Source organism: Seonamhaeicola sp. (assembly GCF_028281565.1).
Lineage (GTDB): Bacteria > Bacteroidota > Bacteroidia > Flavobacteriales > Flavobacteriaceae > Seonamhaeicola.
The window spans coordinates 63,930-82,603 of the sequence record NZ_JANQJQ010000016.1; the positions used below are offsets into that span (position 1 = coordinate 63,930).

Here is an 18,674-nt window from a genome sequence, read left to right on the forward strand (position 1 = left end):
AGAATCTCTTCTTATAAAGCGTGTAAACATCTGAAAACGTATTAAACTTGAAACTACAAGGCAACATAGTAGACATAAAAAACAAGCGCATTTTTAAAGGTGAATTAACCGTTGAAAATGGACGTGTTGTTACCATTGAAGCCAAAGATCATACTATAGAAAGCTATATCCTTCCAGGATTTATTGACGCCCATATCCATATTGAAAGTTCTATGCTGGTGCCCAGTGAGTTTGCAAAAATTGCAGTCGCACATGGAACGGTGGCCACCGTATCCGATCCCCATGAGATAGCTAATGTATGTGGGTTGGAAGGCGTGGAATTTATGATCGAAAACGGAAAACAAGTCCCGTTAAAATTCAATTTTGGGGCACCGTCTTGTGTGCCGGCAACGACGTTTGAATCTGCCGGGGCAACGATCGATTCTGAGGATATTAAACAGCTTTTACAAAACCTTGATATCAAATACCTTACGGAAATGATGAATTATCCGGGCGTTATTTTTGATGATGAAGAGGTTTTAAAAAAATTGGCCTGGGCGAAACATTTTGGTAAACCTATTGATGGGCATGCGCCCGGGTTAATGGGAGCTGATCTGTCCAAATATATTTCAGCAGGAATTTCTACCGATCATGAGTGTTTTACTTATGAAGAAGCTTTGGAAAAACTTCAAAAAGGAATGAAAGTGCTTATCCGGGAGGGGAGTGCGGCAAAGAATTTTGAAGCTTTAATTGATTTGTTGCCTGAGCATTATGAAAATATGATGTTCTGTAGTGATGATAAACATCCGGACGATTTAATGCTTGGACACATAAATGACCTTTGTGCCCGGGCCGTGGCAAAAGGTATTGATGTTTTTAAGGTGTTGCAGGCAGCCTGTATAAATGCTGTGGAGCATTATAACCTGGATGTGGGGTTGTTGCAAGTGGGTGATTTGGCGGATTGTATTGTTGTGGAAGACCTAAAAGATTTCAAAGTACTCCAGACTTATATAAATGGAGAATTGGTGTTTGACAAAGGGGCCTCTTTGGTGAAAACGGTTGGCTTTAAAACCATCAATAATTTTAATTGCAATAAAAAGGAAGTCACTGATTTTAGGGTGGTATCATCTTCAAAACAAATACGGGTTATTGAAGCTTTGGAAGGCCAATTGGTTACAAATGAACTGATTCTTAACTCTAAAATCGAAGACGGCAATCTTGAATCTGATGTGGCGAATGATATACTTAAAATGACTGTAGTAAACCGCTATCAAAATCAAGACCCAGCCTTGGCCTTTATAAAGAATTTCGGTTTGAAAGAAGGTGCCATAGCTTCTTCAGTAGGGCACGATTCGCATAATATCATTGCTGTTGGTGTTTCGGATGAAGCTATCTGTAAAGCGGTTAATTTAGTCATTGAAAATAAAGGAGGCGTGTGTGCGGTTTCAAATTCAGAGGAAAACATTTTACCGCTTCCCATTGCAGGTATTATAAGTGATAAAAGTGGGGAAGTCGTTGCAAAAGCGTACCAGGAATTGGATGCTATGGCAAAGCAATTAGGCAGTAAATTACATGCCCCGTATATGACTCTGTCTTTTATGGCTTTACTGGTAATTCCGTCTTTAAAACTAAGTGATAAAGGGTTGTTTAACGGAACGGACTTTAAGTTCACCTCTTTAGAAGTTTAATTTATAAACTGATTACTGCCACTGAATACTGCTACTGAATACTGCAAACTGAATACTGAATACATGCCTATATTAGAATCTACTTATAAAGCACCGGTGTTGTTTAGAAATGGTTTTGTGTCAACCGTTTATTCGGGTTTATTCCGACACATAAATGGTGTTATTCAAAAACGGGAACGCATGACCTTATCAGATGGCGATTTCCTGGATCTGGATTGGAGTTTTTCCGAAGAAAAATCTAATAAACTCATCATATTATTACATGGTTTGGAAGGTGATGCACAGCGGCCCTACATGTTGGGAGCTGCTAAATTTTTCAATAACAATAATGTGGATGCGGTTAGCGTGAATTTTAGGGGGTGTAGCGGTGAAGATAATTTACTTTACAGAAGTTACCATTCCGGTGCGACGGAAGATCTGGCGGATATCATTCAACATATTATTTCAACCAAAAACTATGCTGAAATCTATTTAAAGGGTATTAGTTTGGGGGCTAATCTGATACTGAAATACTTAGGAGAACGGGATGAACTTCCGGAACAGATAAAGGCAGCGATCGCTATTTCTGTTCCGTGTGATTTATATGGTTCCTGTATTGAACTCCACAAACTGAAGAACAAACCCTATGCTATAAGGTTTTTAAATCATTTAAAAGGCAGATTGAAGATTAAACTGGAGAAGTTTCCGGGGGCTATTCCGGAGAAAGCTTTCAACAACATTAGAACCTTAAAGGATTTTGATGATGTCTATACCTCAAAGGCTCATGGCTTTAACGACGCATTAGATTATTACGAGAAATGTAGCAGTTTGCAATTTATCCCCAACATAAAAACCCCAACACTTATTATTAATGCCCTGAATGATTCGTTTTTATCCCCGGGTTGTTGTCCGGTTAAAGAAGCAAAAATAAATCCGTTTATTCATTTGGAAATGCCTGATCACGGAGGTCATGTGGCTTTTATAGATAAAAAGAATATCTATTACAACGAGCGCAGAGCTTTGGAATTTGTGCGTTCGGTTTGAAAGCATGAAGGGTTATATTATAAGGTAAAATTAGTCTAGTTAAAGTTAATATTGATTTAGTTAACCCATTGTTAAATTTATAAGTTCGGTACTTTATTAAATACCTTTTTAGTAATTTAATACCAAAATAGAAATTATGCCAACTTTCAACTTAAAAATCAACAATCAAACTCATACCGTAGAGGCCGATATGGATACGCCATTGTTATGGGTTTTACGAGATCAATTAGACCTACCCGGAACAAAATATTCCTGTGGGATTGGACAATGCGGCGCTTGTAATATACATGTAGATGGCAATGTTATGAGAAGCTGTTTATTACAGGTGTCTCAGGCCGAAGGCATGAATATCACTACTATTGAAGGCCTTTCTAAACATGGTGATCATCCGGTTCAGGAAGCCTGGAAAGCTATTGATGTACCGCAGTGCGGCTATTGTCAGGCAGGACAAATTATGACTGCCGCTGCCTTTCTGGAAAAAAATCCAAATCCAACAGAAGTTGAGATAAGAAATGCTATGAATGGAAACATATGCAGATGCGCCTCATACAATAGTATTGAAGAAGCTGTTAAAGTGGCGGCTGAAAAAATGAGTTAATCAACCTAAAAACAGAGAACAATGTCAACTTCAAAACAAATAGCATTCAGTAGAAGATCATTTTTAAAAACCTCGGCGTTGGCCAGTGGTGGTATGTTAATAGGTTTTAACTTATTTAATGCCTGTAAGCAGGATGTAAAAATGCCCATAGATCTAAGTCAGTTGAATTACAACGACTTTAACGCGTTCATTAAGATTTCCGAGGAAGGAAAGGTAACTATTTTTGCACCTAACCCTGAAATAGGCCAGGGGGTAAAAACATCTATGCCTATGCTTATTGCTGAAGAATTAGATGTGCTTTGGGACGACGTTTATGTGGTTCAGGCTCCTTTGGATACTGAAAATTATACCCGCCAGTTGGCAGGCGGAAGCCAGTCTTTAAGACAAGGATGGGAACCATTAAGACAAACAGGTGCCACTGCGAAGCAAATGTTGGTAAATGCCGCTGCCGCCAGATGGGGTATTGAAGCTTCGGAATGTACCGCCAAACAAGGTGTTATTACCAACCCTAACGGGGAAACATTGGGTTATGGTGATGTGGTTTTAGAAGCCGCCCAGTTAGAAGTTCCAGAGGAAGTAACTTTAAAAGACCCCAAAGATTTTACCATCATAGGCCAAAAAACAGCAAATGTTGATATTGATAAAATAGTTACCGGCAAGCCGTTATTCGGATTAGATTACAAAGAGGAAGGTATGGTGTATGCTTGCGTATTGCGTCCACCGGCTTTTGGACAGGTATTGGATACCTATGATGAAACGGCTGCAAAAGCCATACCGGGTGTTATAGATGTCATTACCATTGGAGAAAAAACCCGGGCCCACTTAGAAGGAGATAACAGGAGTTGGACTGCCCAAATAAGCCCAAGTGATAAAATTGTGGTTATTGCTAAAACCACCTGGGATGCCATTAAAGGGAAAAAAGCTATTAAAGCTGTCTGGAAGCAAGACTCTGAAGCTGAAACCACAGAGTTCCATGATGAGCAGCTAATGCAAATACTGGACGGCAAAAAATTCAGGACCAGAAGAAAAGACGGCGATGTAAAGAAGGCTTTTGCTCAGGCCGATAAGGTGCTAGAGCGAACCTATGAGTCACCGTTCTTACCTCATAATACTATGGAGCCTATGAACTTTTTCGCAAATGTAACTCCTGAAAAAGTGCATTTGGTAGGGCCGGTTCAAACACCTGAAGATGCGGCGAAAACAGTGTCCGATATGTTAGGTCGTGATTTAAAGGATATTCATGTGGAAATGACCAGGATGGGTGGTGGATTTGGAAGACGCCTTTATGGTGATTTTGTTTATGAGGCAGCCGAAATTTCCAATAAAATAAAGAAACCCGTTAAGATGGTGTCCACAAGGGAAGATGATATGGCAACCGGTGTATACCGTCCGGCTATTAAATATAGAATAGCGGCTTCAATAAAAGATGGTAAAATTACGGGCTATCATTTAAAAGAAGCTGCTATTAATGGTAATATGTACGGTTTAATACCAAATTTCTTTCCGGCAGGAGCCATTGCCAATTACCAGGTTGATACGGCTAACTATAAAAGTAACATAACGACCGGAGCCTGGAGAGCACCTTATACCAACTTTTTAGCCAGTGCAGAACAAAGCTTTTTTGATGAATTGGCAGAGGAATTAGGAGTAGACCGCGTTCAGTTACATATGGATTTGTTGGAGAATGTAAAGAACAATCCGGAGCCAAAAATAGAATATAGCCCGGAGCGTTTGCAGGGCGTGCTAAAATTAGCAGTTGAAAAATCAAATTGGGGCAAAACGTCTGGTGAGATTTACCAGGGATTAGCGGTTTATTACTGTCATAATACCCATGTAGCTGAGGTAGCCGATGTTGTTATGACCAATGGAGTGCCGGTGGTTAAAAAGGTGACATGCGCGGTAGATTGCGGTATTGTAGTGAATCCACTTGGCGCTATGAACCAGGTAAAAGGTGGTATCATTGACGGTATCGGGCATACCATGTATGGGGAATTGACCTTTAATAATGGGGAACCCCAATCCAATAACTTTAATACCTATCAGCTTATCAGGATGGGGCAAACGCCTAAGGTAGATGTACATTTTGTTAAAAATGATATAGCACCAACCGGTTTGGGTGAACCTACCTTACCACCCGTTGGAGGGGCAGTTGCCAATGCTATTTATAAAGCTACCGGGCAACGTCTTACAAAACAGCCTTATATGAATAATTTACAGGCTGAAAAAGTGATTGGATAATATGTTTTAAAATATTTGGAAAAATAAAGCGAGTGAAACACTTGCTTTATTTTTTTGATCATAGGCTATGTTTATATGCCGTCACCAAGAAAAGCTTTAAATTTAGAAGGATTGCCATCTTCATCGCCGGTAAGTAAATAGTAAACCATGCCGGCATCGGATATATCCGCTCTAAACTCTTTATGTTTTTTCATGCATTTCCATATCCAGGCTAAATCAGGGTTTTTATGGTTTTTTAGCCAGTCCCAAACACTCCAGTCGTGTAAAGAGCTCCAGCCTTCATTGGGATTGTTTTTATTGTTTTGATCCTTAATTCTTTTGAATTTTAAACGGTTGCTGCTAAGTTCAATAACCTGGTCTATATTGTGGTGATCAGGTCTTCTTAAATGATTGTCGTTATAATAGCTGTGCGAAATAATGTAAACATGTGAAAGTGATTCAGCATGTCCTTCATCCATCACTAATTTGACAGCCTGGTAAAGAAATTCCGAAGGCCCCATATTAATAAAATAGAGCGGGTCTGCTTTAGTTGATTTTATTAATTCGTTCTTAAGATGTTCAATAGCCTCTTTTTTATGAGTTCCCACGTCAAAGAAAAGTTTTTTATTAAAATGCCATCTTTCAATGGAGCCATCAACGCCTTCCTTCATATAATTCCTAACAGTAGTGTGCGGAGGAGACGGCATAAAATTATTATAGGAATAATGAACCAATTTAGATTGAAGCTTCAATTTGGCCAACATAGCCAGGGTAGCGGGTGTGGCACCCCAATCATCGGGATCAGCATAGTTGTATTTTCCTGTATATTCCAGGTCCGGTTGTGCATTGCCATCCGCACTGCAGGCTATTCTGTTATTATTATACCCTAAGGCTTGCCCTTTTACAATATTGGGTAAAATGATCGCAATAATCATGAAAATTTTGAATAGGTGATTCTTCATTTGAAACGTTTTTAGGTTTATTCACATTTGATGGTTTCCGAAAGGGTTTTAGATCTTGTTTCCGCGTCGCCATCCGGCATACCCGTAGATAAGACCAGTTTATCCAGTTGGAAAAATTCAGATCTGGCACAAATCTTTAAAATGTATTCTCCGGCTGCCGGAAATCGCACCCGCATCCAGGAACTATACTTGGGATTATGCATATCCAGGGCGCCGCCATAAGTGAATTCGCCTTTACCTCTGCTTACAAATTTCTCGTAGTGCTCCAATGTAACATCTTCGCCATTATGTCTGGCTAAACCAATATTCCCCGGGAAATAGATCCAAACATCGTTTGATTTATCTCCTTCTGCTTCGTCTGGCTGTCTCATATACCACCTGACCAGATAGGTAGCGGCGGCATCCACTTTAAATTTTACTGAAATTTCGTTATCTAAATTTTGACTTTGATAACTATTGCTTCCGTAGTACTCAATATATTTTCCACCGGTAGCTTTGTCATCCTCTACAATGCGCCATTTGCCTTTTAGTTCAAAACTTTCGCCTTCAATTATAAGTAAGCCGTCTTTGTTTACAATATAGCACTTTTCTTCAGGTGGCGGATCATTTGTTTCTTCTTCAATAATTGGGGATTCCTGATTTGGCTCAGGTTCAGGATCGCTACTGCTACATGACATGGCTAAAGATAGCACTATAAAGGCCAAAAAAATAGTTTTCATAAGGATTTAGTTTAGTGAAAAGTTCATCATTGCTTTGAAATGAACTTAAGCGTCTAATATAGTCTTTGTTGTTTGCTGTTACGGTTGATCCCAAATTTAACTGAATCGGCTATAAAGGTTATTTTAATAGGCTATATAATTATTATACAAAATGGTATGCCATGCATGAAAAGGTAATTTGTTCTGTGAAAAAAGACATTTGTTTTTTCTTTGCTTCTGATGTTCCCGAAGAATTAAATGAACAAGCTATATGTTGGAAAAGGAGGAGAGCCAGTTAAAGTTTATAAAATGTTTTATAAACAAATTATACACGGGCTTTAAATTAATTTTGACTAAGTTTATTGACGATTTAGAGTATTGATTGGTTAAAATTAGATATGTGTTCAGATTTAAATTAGGGTAATTTTGTCCACTTTGAGTCTAAATTAAGGTATTAAGGGTATGAGCAAAACTCCACAAGACAAGGCGGCCACGCCTGAGAAATTTTTAGGCCTGAAAGTTACCAAACCACCAACAAATAGTGTTGGTTTGGGTGCTTTAAAGTCGGCTATAGGTATGGTTTCCAGGTATATGAAACCGGTAGATGCGTTTAAAATTTCAACCAAAATAAATCAAAAAGGCGGTTTTGACTGTCCCGGTTGTGCCTGGCCGGATCCGGATGATGATCGTTCTATTCTTGGGGAATACTGCGAAAATGGTATGAAAGCCATGGCTGAAGAAGCCCAAAAAAATACCATTGGCGCAGATTTTTTTGCAAAACACTCGGTGGATGCCCTGGCGGAGTTATCCGATTTTGAAATTGGTAAATCGGGTCGATTGGCGGAACCCATGTATTTACCGGAAGGCGCTACGCATTATCAACCCATTTCCTGGGAAGACGCTTTTAATAAAGTGGGAGCCCATTTAAATGCTCTGGACGATCCGGATGAAGCGGTGTTTTACACCTCCGGTAGAACCACTAATGAAGCAGCCTTTTTGTACCAACTATTTGTCAGGGAGTATGGAACGGCTAATTTACCGGATTGTTCCAATATGTGCCATGAAGCCAGTGGCAAGGCCTTATCCGAAACTTTAGGGATTGGAAAGGGCTCGGTAACCTTAGATGATCTGTATAAAGCCGAAGTGGTGATGGTTGTTGGGCAAAACCCCGGGACCAATCACCCAAGGATGTTGGTGGCATTGGAAAAATGTAAAAAGAATGGCGGTAAGATCATTGCCATCAATCCACTGCAGGAGGTGGGTTTTATGAAGTTTACCAATCCTCAAAATCCGCTTAAAATGTTAACGGGCGGAACGGAGTTAACTGATGTTTTTGTTCCTGTGACCATAAACGGGGATGTAGCGTTCTTTAAGGCTATTCTACTCAAATTATTAGAAAAAGAAGAACAAACAGGACAAGTTTTTGACAAGCAGTTTATAAACGAACTCACCGCAGGTTACGACGCATTTATTGAAGACCTGAAGCGATTTGATTTTGATGAATGCCTGAAACTCTCCGGCGTTTCAAAAGAAACCTTTGATGCGGTATTCGATATAATACTGAACAATGATAAAATCATTATTTGTTGGGCCATGGGCCTGACCCAACACGAAAATGCGGTTGATAATATTAGGGAACTGGTAAATCTTTTATTGCTTAAAGGAAGTATTGGAAAAGAAGGTGCAGGAACCTGTCCGGTTCGTGGGCATTCCAACGTACAAGGTGATAGGACTGTTGGTATTTGGGAAGCGGCCCCTCAGGCATTTTTAGATAAGATTGAAGCTAAGTACGGTTTCAAGCCGACTGCAAAACATGGCTACTCGGTAATTGAAGCTATTGAAGGGATGTACAACAGCGAAGCTAAAGTATTCTTTGGTTTAGGAGGTAATTTTATTTCTGCGGTACCGGATACTAATTATTCTGCTCAGGCCCTTGCAAACTGTAACCTGACGGTACACGTAAGTACCAAATTAAATCGTTCGCATTTGGTTACGGGCAAGGAAGCCCTTATTTTACCTTGCTTGGGAAGAGCGGAAAAGGACTATCAAAAAACAGGTATACAAATACAAAGTGTAGAAAATTCTATGGGGGTAGTCTCCTCTACAAAAGGCATACTGGAACCTTGTTCAGATAAGATTATTAGTGAGGTAGCCGTTGTTTGTGGGATCGCTCATGCTACATTGAAAGGCCGTTCTAAAATCGATTGGCTGGCTTATAAAGATGATTACAGCCTGGTTAGGGATGATATTGAAGAGGTAGTAGACGGGTTTGACGATTTCAACACCCGATTAAAGAAACCATCAGGGTTTTACTTGCCTAACGGCGCCAGGATAAGACAGTTTAAAACCAAAACCGGAAAAGCTAACTTCACTATAAATAAATTACCCGAGTGGAAACTAAAGGAAGATGAATTGATTATGATGACTATTAGGAGTCACGACCAGTTCAATACCACTATTTATGGCTTAAACGATCGTTATCGCGGTATTTTTAACGAGCGCAGAATCATTATGATGAACCGAGAGGACATGAAAGCCCGAGGATTAGAGCAGTTACAGGTTGTGAATTTAAGATCGGAATTTAAGGGAGTGGTCAGAACCGCTAATAAATTCATAGTCATAGGTTATGATATTCCAAGGCGTTGTTGTGCTACTTATTTCCCGGAAACTAATGTGTTAGTGCCTTTAGATAGTTTTGCACATACAGCCAAAACCCCAGCTTCTAAGAGTGTAATAATTACCGTGACACCGGAATAACAACATTAGTAAAACGTAATTCTAATACCTGATTTTTGTTTTATAAATAATTATCTACCTATCAATTTGTGAAATCTTCAATAATTCAGGTTTAAGGGTATTTCGTATTGAAATCGAATAAATAATTAAGTATAATTACTTAGTTTTGTATTCAAAATACGTAGATATGAAGAAAATCATTGTTGTAGGTAATGGTATGGTAGGTTACAAATTCTGTGAAAAGTTTGTAGCTCTTGAGAATTCTAAAGACTTTGAGATCACCATTTTTGGAGAAGAGCCCAGGCCTGCTTATGACAGGGTTCATTTAAGTGAGTTCTTTGAAAACCAGGATGCCAAAGCTTTGGAAATGGCTTCAAGAGCATGGTACGAAGAAAACGGCATAGAATTGATTACCAACGAGCGTATTACGGATATACATCGTTCTTCAAAAAAGATTACTACAACAAAAGACGTCCATTATAAATATGATTACTTAGTATTGGCCACAGGGTCTGTTCCCTTTGTGCCCAATATTAAAGGTATTGAGAAAAAAGGGGTTTTTGTTTACAGGACCATAGAGGATTTGGAAGGCATGTTGGCTTATGCCGATGAGATCCAAAAAGGCAGAACAGAAACTGTTAAAGCGGCAGTACTTGGAGGCGGACTTTTGGGCTTAGAAGCAGCAAAAGCTGTTATGGATATGGGCTTAGAGCCTCATGTAGTTGAGTTTGCACCAAAATTAATGCCCAGGCAATTAGACAGACGATCCAGTAAAGTATTGCAGGAGAAGTTGGAGTCTATGGGGATCAACATCCACCTGTCTAAGGCAACCAATAAGATCTTAGGAGAAGACGCTATCACCGGAATGGAGTTTGGCGAGTATGATAAGATTGATGTGGAAATGTTGGTGGTTTCTGCAGGTATCAGACCGCGTGACGAGTTAGGAAAAACTTGCAACCTTAAAATGGGAACGCGTGGTGGTATTGTGGTAAACAATAAAATGCAAACCTCGGACCCTGAAATCTATGCTATTGGAGAGGTAGCATTGTACAACAATATGATCTATGGTTTAGTGGCCCCGGGGTATGATATGGCCGAAGTTGCTGTAAACCAGATATTAGGGAATGCCGATGTTATTATGGCGGAAGATATTGATATGTCAACCAAGCTTAAACTGATCGGTGTTGATGTTGCCAGTTACGGGGAGCCATTTATGCCGGTTGAAAAAGGCTATTCCATAGTTTTTGAAAATAAAACCAAGAATTTATACAAACGTATTAATGTGAGTCATGATGGAAAGCAGTTGCTGGGAGGTATCCTGGTAGGCGATGCATCTGATTATAATATGTTACACCAAATATATTTGAATGGTTTGCCAATTCCTGAAGATGCCGAAGAGTTGATTGTTGGTGCCAGAGGTGATGGTGAAGGCGGATTTGGAAGCGTTATGGATATCCCGGATGCAGCTCAGGTGTGTTCTTGTGAAAGCGTAACCAAAGGTGATATTTGCTGCTCCATAACGGAAGGCGATTGTGAAAATTTAGGTGATGTGATCGCTAAAACCAAAGCAACTACCGGATGTGGTGGTTGTAAGCCCATGGTGGTCGATTTGGTGAACGAATCTTTAAAATCACTGGGGAAAGAAGTCAAGGAAACCATTTGCGAGCACTTTAGTTTTAACCGCCAGGAGCTTTATGACCTTATAAAAATAAATAAGGTAAAGGATTATGAAGAAGCGTTAAATGTATTTGGAGAAGGCCATGGTTGTGAAATATGTAAGCCGGCTTTAGCGTCTATTTTTGCCACGATCACAATGGAAACTGCTAATAAGCAAAACACCATTCAGGATACAAATGACAGGTTTTTGGCAAACATCCAACGTAACGGAACTTACTCGGTAGTACCAAGGGTTGCTGGTGGTGAAATCACTCCGGACCAGTTAATCGTCATTGGAGAAGTTGCTAAGAAATATGATCTGTATACCAAGATCACCGGCGGACAGCGTATTGATCTATTTGGTGCACAAATCCATGAGTTACCAATGATCTGGAAAGAATTGATTGATGCCGGATTTGAGAGCGGGCACGCTTATGGTAAATCGTTACGAACGGTTAAAAGTTGTGTAGGATCAACCTGGTGTAGATACGGTATGCATGAAAGTGTATCATTTGCCATTGAGATAGAAAACAGGTATAAAGGATTGCGTTCACCGCATAAATTAAAAGGTGGTGTGTCCGGATGTATTCGTGAATGTGCCGAAGCCAGGGGGAAAGATTTCGGATTGATTGCCGTTGAAGGCGGCTGGAACCTTTATGTGTGTGGTAACGGTGGCGCTACACCTAAGCATGCTATCTTATTAGCAGAACAGTTAGATGACGAAACGGCTATTAAATACCTGGATAGATTTTTAATGTACTATATCCGTACTGCAGGGCCATTGGTAAGAACGGCCCCCTGGTTAGATAAACTGGAAGGTGGTATTGATTACCTGAAGCAAGTGGTGATTGAAGATTCTTTAGGAATTGCCGAAGAGTTGGAAATTGAAATGCAAGGCCTGATCAATAAGTATGAGTGCGAGTGGAAACAGGCTATAGAAAATCCTGAAATGATGAAGCGTTTCAAACATTTTGTAAACTCTGATGATACAGATGATAACCTGGTGTTTGTACCAATGCGTGAACAAAAAATGCCAAAGGCCTGGGTGTAGATTAGGTTGATTTGTTTATTCGTGGAGTTGTTTATACGTTAAAGATACAGATTCAACTCAAGAGTAAACAGTCAACTAAACAACTTAACAAATAAACAGATAAACACAACGAAAATGCAAGATATACTAAGTCAGTACCAAACGGTTTCAGAGTCAGAGGTAACAACGTGGTTTGAAGTAGGGGCGGTGGCCGATTTTCCTGAAAATAGCGGTGCCTGTGTGAAATACAAAGCCAAACAAATTGCGGTGTATAACTATACCAGAACAGGAAAGTGGTACGCGTGCCAGAACATGTGTCCGCATAAAATGGAGAATGTATTGGCTTTAGGGATGATAGGAGATAAAGACGGAATCCCTAAAGTGGCTTGCCCTATGCATAAAAAGAACTTTTCTTTAGAGGACGGTTCCAATCTTGGAGGCGAAGATTTAAAAATTGCCACCTATCCTGTTAAAATTGAGAATGGAAATGTGTATATTGGCTTTTCAGACTAATATACATTAAAATGAAGCCAACCCGATTTGAAACTACAATAGCTTTAATAGATAAAAAAAACGCTCAGGATATTAATTCATATGAGGTTAGTGGTATGGAATACCCTAAAGAATTGCTGTATTCGCAACGTATGACGCGAAAGTTATTGCAATTTGAACCCAATGCATCCAAAGCGCTACAGATAGCAGCGCGTGCACAACACATTTGCAGGTGGCAAATTCCCAGAGATGATTATCCTATGGATCGTGTGGGCTATTTAAAATGGCGTGAAACACTTAAGAAAATGCATGCCGAAATCACCGCTGATATTTTAAAGCAGGTAGGGTATGACGATCAATATGTAGACCGGGTATCACAACTCATCACGAAAAAGCTGATTAAAAAGAATGAAGAATCACAGACCCTGGAAGACACGGTTTGTTTGGTTTTTCTGGACTATTACTTTGAAGAATTTGCAGCAAAGCATCCGGACGAAAAGGTTGTTGATATTCTTCAAAAGACCTGGAAAAAAATGTCAGACAAAGGGCATGAGGCCGCTTTACAACTAAACTACTCCGATAAAAATCTTTCTTTAATAAAGCAGGCTATTCAGGGCTAACGATTGATACAATGGCAGGCAAGCGTAATTCATTAGATCAAAGTACTTTTGAACGATTACGTCGTTTATACATTATCGCACTTAGTGCTATTGCATTGTCCGTTATTGTTAGCCAGATCCTCATTAGAAAACACTTAAAAGACCAGGAAAGTGACTCCGGGGTTATTAACGTAGCCGGTAGGCAACGTATGTTAAGTCAGAAGCTTACCAAAGAAATTTTATCGCTTTCTACCGAGGATAATTACAGTGAGCGTATTGTGATAAAAGATAATTTGAAGCATACGTTATCGGTTTGGGTACAATCGCATAATGCCTTGCAAAAAGGAAATGATAGCCTGGGGTTGCCGGGGAGCAATAGTAAGATTGTTTCCGGGATGTTCGATGCTATGAACCCTGCTTTTAATACTATAAAAAGTGCTTCGGAAACTATTATTGAGCAGATTGAGCATTCACCCGATGTGCCGACGGAAATTTTTGCAAAGGAAATTGAAAAAGTAAAGCTAAACGAAGGCGGGTTCCTGCAAAAGATGGATGGTATTGTAAATCAATACGATTTGGAAGCCGAAGAAAAAGTGGCCTGGTTACGCAAGCTGGAAATGTTCTTAATGGCGTTTACCTTATTGCTTTTACTGGCTGAGTTTTTATTTATTTTTTGGCCGACGGCCAAAACCGTTAAAAACAGCTTGTCCGAGTTAATCTCTGCTGAAAAGAAGGCTAAAGAAATGGCCTATAATGCTGATGTTCTGAGTGAGGCTAAAGAAAAGTCTATCAAAGAGTTACGGGCTTTAAGTCATGCAATGGATGAAACCTTATTGTTTGCGAGAATTTCTCCGGACGGCACGGTATTGCACATGGGTAAAAAGTTTTCAAAGCTTTTTAAATTAAGTAAGTTTAATAAAGCAGCTAATTTTGCCAAGGTGCTGTCGGTTAATGAAAATGAACAGGAAGTTATAGACGACCTGATTTCTAAATATAAGAAAACCGGTTGGCAAGGTGAGGTTAAAGCCTCAACAAAGACCAATGAAGATGTTTGGCTTGAGATGGCTATTATTCCTTTTAATCCTGTTAATGAACGTTCCGAGTTGTTAATAATAGCTTCGGATATAACCAGGAGAAAAGAAGGCCAGCTTGAAATAGAACGATTGACCAAGGAGAGTTTTGAGGAGAAGATGAATCAGCAGAAAATCGTCTCCAGTAAGATCATTGAAAACCAGGAAAAAGAGCAGAATCGGATCGCTAAGGATGTGCATGACGGTATTGGGCAAATGCTTACCGGGTTAAAATACAATTTGGAAAGTATTGATATTTCGGATATAGATAAGACGGCTTCGAAAATTGAACATCTAAAAGAATTGACCGCTAACATCATTAAAGGGGTCCGTACGGCAACGTTCAATTTGACACCACCGGAATTGGCAGATCACGGCATTGTGCCGGCACTGACTAAGTTAACACAGGAATTAGCAAAACTGACCGGAAAACAGATTATTCTTTATAACAAAACGGATTTTGGCGGGCGGTTGGATTCCCTAACCGAGATCAATATTTATCGTATAACGCAGGAAGCTATCAATAATGCCATTAAATATGCGGATTCAACGCATATTTTGGTGTCTTTGTCAAGTAGTAAGAACATATTGAGTATTGTTATAGATGATAACGGGAAAGGTTTTGATCCGGGTAAGGTAAAGAAGGTGAAAAAGGGTGATGGTGGTATGGGAATGACCTTTATGAAGGAGCGTATCAAGTATATCGACGGACGTTTATTTTTGCATTCCGAACCGGGAAAAGGAACACGTGTAACACTTAATATCCCGTTGAAAGAAGCTTAATTATTTTAAATTTAAACCTTTTATTGTCATTCTTGTGAAGGCTGGAATCCACTTTGAATTATATTAGTGAATTCCGCATCAAGTTTGGAATGACGAAGAAATTTTACCTAAATCATGACAAAAAAACTAATAAGTTCAGGTTCCACCTTTGAAGAGCAAATAGGTTATTCCAGGGCCGTAATACAGGACAATTGGGTGTTTGTATCGGGAACTACAGGGTACGATTATAAAACCATGACCATTAGTGATGACATAGCAGCGCAAACCGAACAATGCCTGATTAATATTAAAGATACCTTAGAAAAAGCCGGATCCGGTTTGTCAGATATAGTTAGAGTAACCTATATATTACCTGATGCGAAGGATTTTGAGCTTTGCTGGCCGGTACTTAAGAAGTACTTCGGGAATGTAAAACCTGCAGCAACCATGATTTCTGCAGGTTTGGCAAATGACAAAATGAAGATTGAAATTGAGGTCACTGCATTAAAATCTTAAATAAGTAATGAGACATCACATACAGCATTTTGCTCAGAGTTACTAACGCTCATGATGTGATTTCTCTCCCGATAGTTATCGGGATCGAAATGACTTGTGAATTTAAATTGCATGCCGTAAGTCATGTCGAATGTATATGAGACATCACATAATATGTTTTGTTTAGAATACCTGATACTTATGAAGACATTTCTCCTAGAGTCAGAATAACTTGGCCAATAAATTGAATACCGTAAATCATGTCAATCCCAATAAGTATCGGGAGGGATCATTTAAGGTATTTAACACTAAATGGCATTTATGTACGTAAAAATACTTAATTTTATTATTTTTGTAAGTAATAATGAATTGACTTATGGATGTAATTAAAGTTGTACTGGCAGATGATCATGCATTGGTAAGAGATGGTATAAAAGCACTTTTAGAAGACCAAAATGGCATAGAAGTCATTGATGAAGCTTCCGATGGAAAAGAAGCTTTGGAAGTCATAAGCAGAAACAAACCACATGTATTAATTGTTGATATCAGAATGCCGGAAATGAATGGTATTGAAGTGGTTAGAGAAATGACTGCCAATTACAAAGATATCAGGACATTGGTATTGTCTATGCATGATTCCGAAGAATACGTAGTGCAATCCATTCAGGCCGGGGCCGATGGTTATTTATTAAAAGGTGCCAGTAAAGAAGAATTTTTAAAAGCCTTAAATAAAGTAGCATCAGGGGGCAAATATTTCACGGGTGATGTGTCTGCCATCATTATGAACAACTTTGTAAACGGAACTTCTGTGCCATCTGCGCCAAAACAGGAACCTGCAGTATTACCATTTAAGCTCACCAAGCGTGAAAAGCAAATACTTAGTTTGGTATTGGAGCTTAAAAACAACAAAGATATAGCTGAAGAATTGCAAATAAGTAAGCGAACTGCAGAAGTGCACCGTTTTAATTTAATGAAAAAATTAAAGGTTACCAATTTAAAGGAACTAACAGAGAAGGCTAAGGAATACCAATTGATTTAGGGCTTAGACAGTTTGATTTTCTTTTATTAATTAAACATTTTGATCTGCTTTTTTAGTAAATCCTCAAAATCCCCTTCGCTAAATTATCAATCTCATATTTATTTTTAAATTACGTATTTTTTCTAAGTATTATTACGTAAAAATACTTAGATTTGTGTCGTAAAAATACGTAGTCATGATAAATCTTCAAGCCCAAAAAGCAACTAAATTATCGCTTTTTAACCTTAAACACGTTTCAATACGTACATTTTGGATCACTGCCATATCATTCTTCATGTGTTTCTTTGCATGGTTTGGTATTGTGCCTTTTATGCCTGATGTTGTAAAAGACTTAGGGTTGACACCTGACCAAAAATGGAATTCCATTATTTTGGCTGTAACCGGTACGGTTTTCGCACGTTTACTGATAGGTAAATTATGTGATAAGTACGGACCAAGAATGTGTTACACTTTTTTACTGATGTTGGGAGCCATCCCGGTAATACTTTGCGGATTGGTTCAAACACCAACACAATTCTTAGTTTGTAGACTATTCATTGGGTTTATCGGCGCATCCTTTGTGATTACTCAGGTACATACGTCGTTAATGTTTGCTTCAAATGTGGTTGGAACAGCAAACGCTACATCAGCCGGTTGGGGTAATTTAGGAGGTGGAGCCAATCGCCTGGGAATGCCTATTATAGCTGCTGCAGTAGTAAGCTTTGGAGTTGCCGAGGCTGAGGCCTGGAGATATTCTATGATAATAGCAGGTGTGGTTTGTTTCTTAATGGGGCTTGTATATTACTTCTTTACCCAGGATACACCACAAGGGAACTTTAAGGAATTAAGAGAACAGGGAGTTGAGATTGAAAAGAAAAAAGATGAGGTAGGCTTTTTAGCGGTACTTAAAGATTATAGAATCTGGATCTTATTCATAGTATACGCTGCCAGTTTCGGTATTGAGCTAACAGTCTATGGAACTATGGATGACTACTTGCAGAATACGTTCCAGTTAGAGCGTTTAACGGCAGGTAATATTGTATTGTCCTTTGCCTTAATGAACATATTTGCCAGAACCCTTGGAGGATTCTTTGGTGACAGGTTTGGTAAACTAAAAGGGTTGAGAGGTCGCGTATTATTCTTGTCATTCATTTTATGCGTACAGGGTATTATGTTGGTTACATTCTCAACAACAACCAGCATTGTTATAGGGTTTGTGTTCTTAATCCTATTTAGTTTAAGTGTTCAAATGGCCGAAGGGGCAACGTTCTCGGTGGTGCCGTTTATAAATAAAAAAGCAATCGGTTCTGTTTCGGGAATAGTAGGTGCCGGTGGAAATGTAGGCGCCTTTTTAGCCGCTCTTTTCTTAAAATCTAAATCGGCCTTAGCTGAAAAAACAGCTATAGCTGCCAATGCAGGCCTGGGGGAAGAAGCCGTAAAAGCAGCCCAGTCGGCAGCCTCTTCGGCAGCAGTATCACAAGGCTATTTTATTATAGGTTTGGTAGTTGTGGTTACGGGTGTTGTGGCCTTAGGAATTAAGTTCTCACAAGCTGATGAAAAAGCTCATGCACCGGAACCAATTATTGAAGGTGAGGTAGGAGAACTGCAACCTGTAAAAGTTAAAAGTTAATGAAAGAGTTTCCCTGAACTC

The 18,674-nt window shown here is 39.3% G+C and carries 14 protein-coding genes; 12 read left to right on the plus strand and 2 right to left on the minus strand.

Features of this window, described 5'->3' with window-relative positions:
• Nucleotides 1–47: 47 nt before the first annotated feature.
• The 4 genes from ade to Q0983_RS08155 all read left to right on the plus strand — a co-directional run bounded on the left by ade (nucleotide 48) and on the right by Q0983_RS08155 (nucleotide 5,526).
• Nucleotides 48–1,667, plus strand: a complete 1,620-nt coding sequence (gene ade / locus Q0983_RS08140; RefSeq protein WP_299551147.1) for an adenine deaminase — start codon at nucleotides 48–50, stop codon at nucleotides 1,665–1,667.
• Nucleotides 1,668–1,730: 63 nt separating this feature from the next.
• Entirely contained in the window at nucleotides 1,731–2,690 is a 960-nt protein-coding gene (locus tag Q0983_RS08145) for an alpha/beta fold hydrolase (protein WP_299551150.1), read from the plus strand.
• 136 nt (nucleotides 2,691–2,826) lie between these two features.
• On the plus strand, nucleotides 2,827–3,288 hold the full coding sequence (locus Q0983_RS08150; protein ID WP_299551152.1) for a (2Fe-2S)-binding protein: 462 nt from the start codon (nucleotides 2,827–2,829) through the stop codon (nucleotides 3,286–3,288).
• A 21-nt stretch (nucleotides 3,289–3,309) separates the two neighbouring features.
• Nucleotides 3,310–5,526 (plus strand): molybdopterin cofactor-binding domain-containing protein, encoded by a 2,217-nt coding sequence (locus Q0983_RS08155; RefSeq protein WP_299551155.1) that lies wholly within the window; start codon nucleotides 3,310–3,312, stop codon nucleotides 5,524–5,526.
• Between the two features lie 71 nt (nucleotides 5,527–5,597).
• Here the strand turns inward: Q0983_RS08155 and Q0983_RS08160 are convergent, their stop codons facing one another.
• Nucleotides 5,598–6,467 carry a hypothetical protein gene (locus tag Q0983_RS08160; protein ID WP_299551158.1) on the minus strand — a complete coding sequence of 290 codons (870 nt, stop codon included), beginning with the start codon at nucleotides 6,465–6,467 and terminating at the stop codon, nucleotides 5,598–5,600.
• A 17-nt stretch (nucleotides 6,468–6,484) separates the two neighbouring features.
• Nucleotides 6,485–7,186, minus strand: a complete 702-nt coding sequence (locus tag Q0983_RS08165; protein ID WP_299551160.1) for a hypothetical protein — start codon at nucleotides 7,184–7,186, stop codon at nucleotides 6,485–6,487.
• Between the two features lie 441 nt (nucleotides 7,187–7,627).
• Between Q0983_RS08165 and Q0983_RS08170 the strand changes: the two genes are divergently transcribed.
• From Q0983_RS08170 to Q0983_RS08205, 8 genes are all read left to right on the plus strand, one after another.
• Nucleotides 7,628–9,922 (plus strand): FdhF/YdeP family oxidoreductase, encoded by a 2,295-nt coding sequence (locus Q0983_RS08170; RefSeq protein WP_299551163.1) that lies wholly within the window; start codon nucleotides 7,628–7,630, stop codon nucleotides 9,920–9,922.
• A 166-nt stretch (nucleotides 9,923–10,088) separates the two neighbouring features.
• Nucleotides 10,089–12,608 (plus strand): nitrite reductase large subunit NirB, encoded by a 2,520-nt coding sequence (nirB, locus tag Q0983_RS08175; RefSeq protein WP_299551166.1) that lies wholly within the window; start codon nucleotides 10,089–10,091, stop codon nucleotides 12,606–12,608.
• Nucleotides 12,609–12,722: 114 nt separating this feature from the next.
• Nucleotides 12,723–13,100, plus strand: a complete 378-nt coding sequence (gene nirD / locus Q0983_RS08180; RefSeq protein ID WP_299551169.1) for a nitrite reductase small subunit NirD — start codon at nucleotides 12,723–12,725, stop codon at nucleotides 13,098–13,100.
• Nucleotides 13,101–13,111: 11 nt separating this feature from the next.
• The gene (locus tag Q0983_RS08185) at nucleotides 13,112–13,699 is read left to right on the plus strand and encodes a DUF4202 domain-containing protein (protein ID WP_299551172.1); all 588 of its coding nucleotides are present in this window, start codon (nucleotides 13,112–13,114) and stop codon (nucleotides 13,697–13,699) included.
• Between the two features lie 11 nt (nucleotides 13,700–13,710).
• Complete coding sequence (locus Q0983_RS08190) at nucleotides 13,711–15,531, plus strand: ATP-binding protein (protein WP_299551175.1); 1,821 nt, start codon at nucleotides 13,711–13,713, stop codon at nucleotides 15,529–15,531.
• A 114-nt stretch (nucleotides 15,532–15,645) separates the two neighbouring features.
• Nucleotides 15,646–16,026: a RidA family protein gene (locus Q0983_RS08195; protein WP_299551178.1), complete on the plus strand. Its 381-nt coding sequence runs from the start codon at nucleotides 15,646–15,648 to the stop codon at nucleotides 16,024–16,026.
• Nucleotides 16,027–16,381: 355 nt separating this feature from the next.
• On the plus strand, nucleotides 16,382–17,044 hold the full coding sequence (locus tag Q0983_RS08200; RefSeq protein ID WP_299551181.1) for a response regulator transcription factor: 663 nt from the start codon (nucleotides 16,382–16,384) through the stop codon (nucleotides 17,042–17,044).
• A gap of 175 nt (nucleotides 17,045–17,219) precedes the next feature.
• Entirely contained in the window at nucleotides 17,220–18,653 is a 1,434-nt protein-coding gene (locus tag Q0983_RS08205) for an MFS transporter (RefSeq protein WP_299551184.1), read from the plus strand.
• The last annotated feature ends 21 nt before the right edge of the window (nucleotides 18,654–18,674 follow it).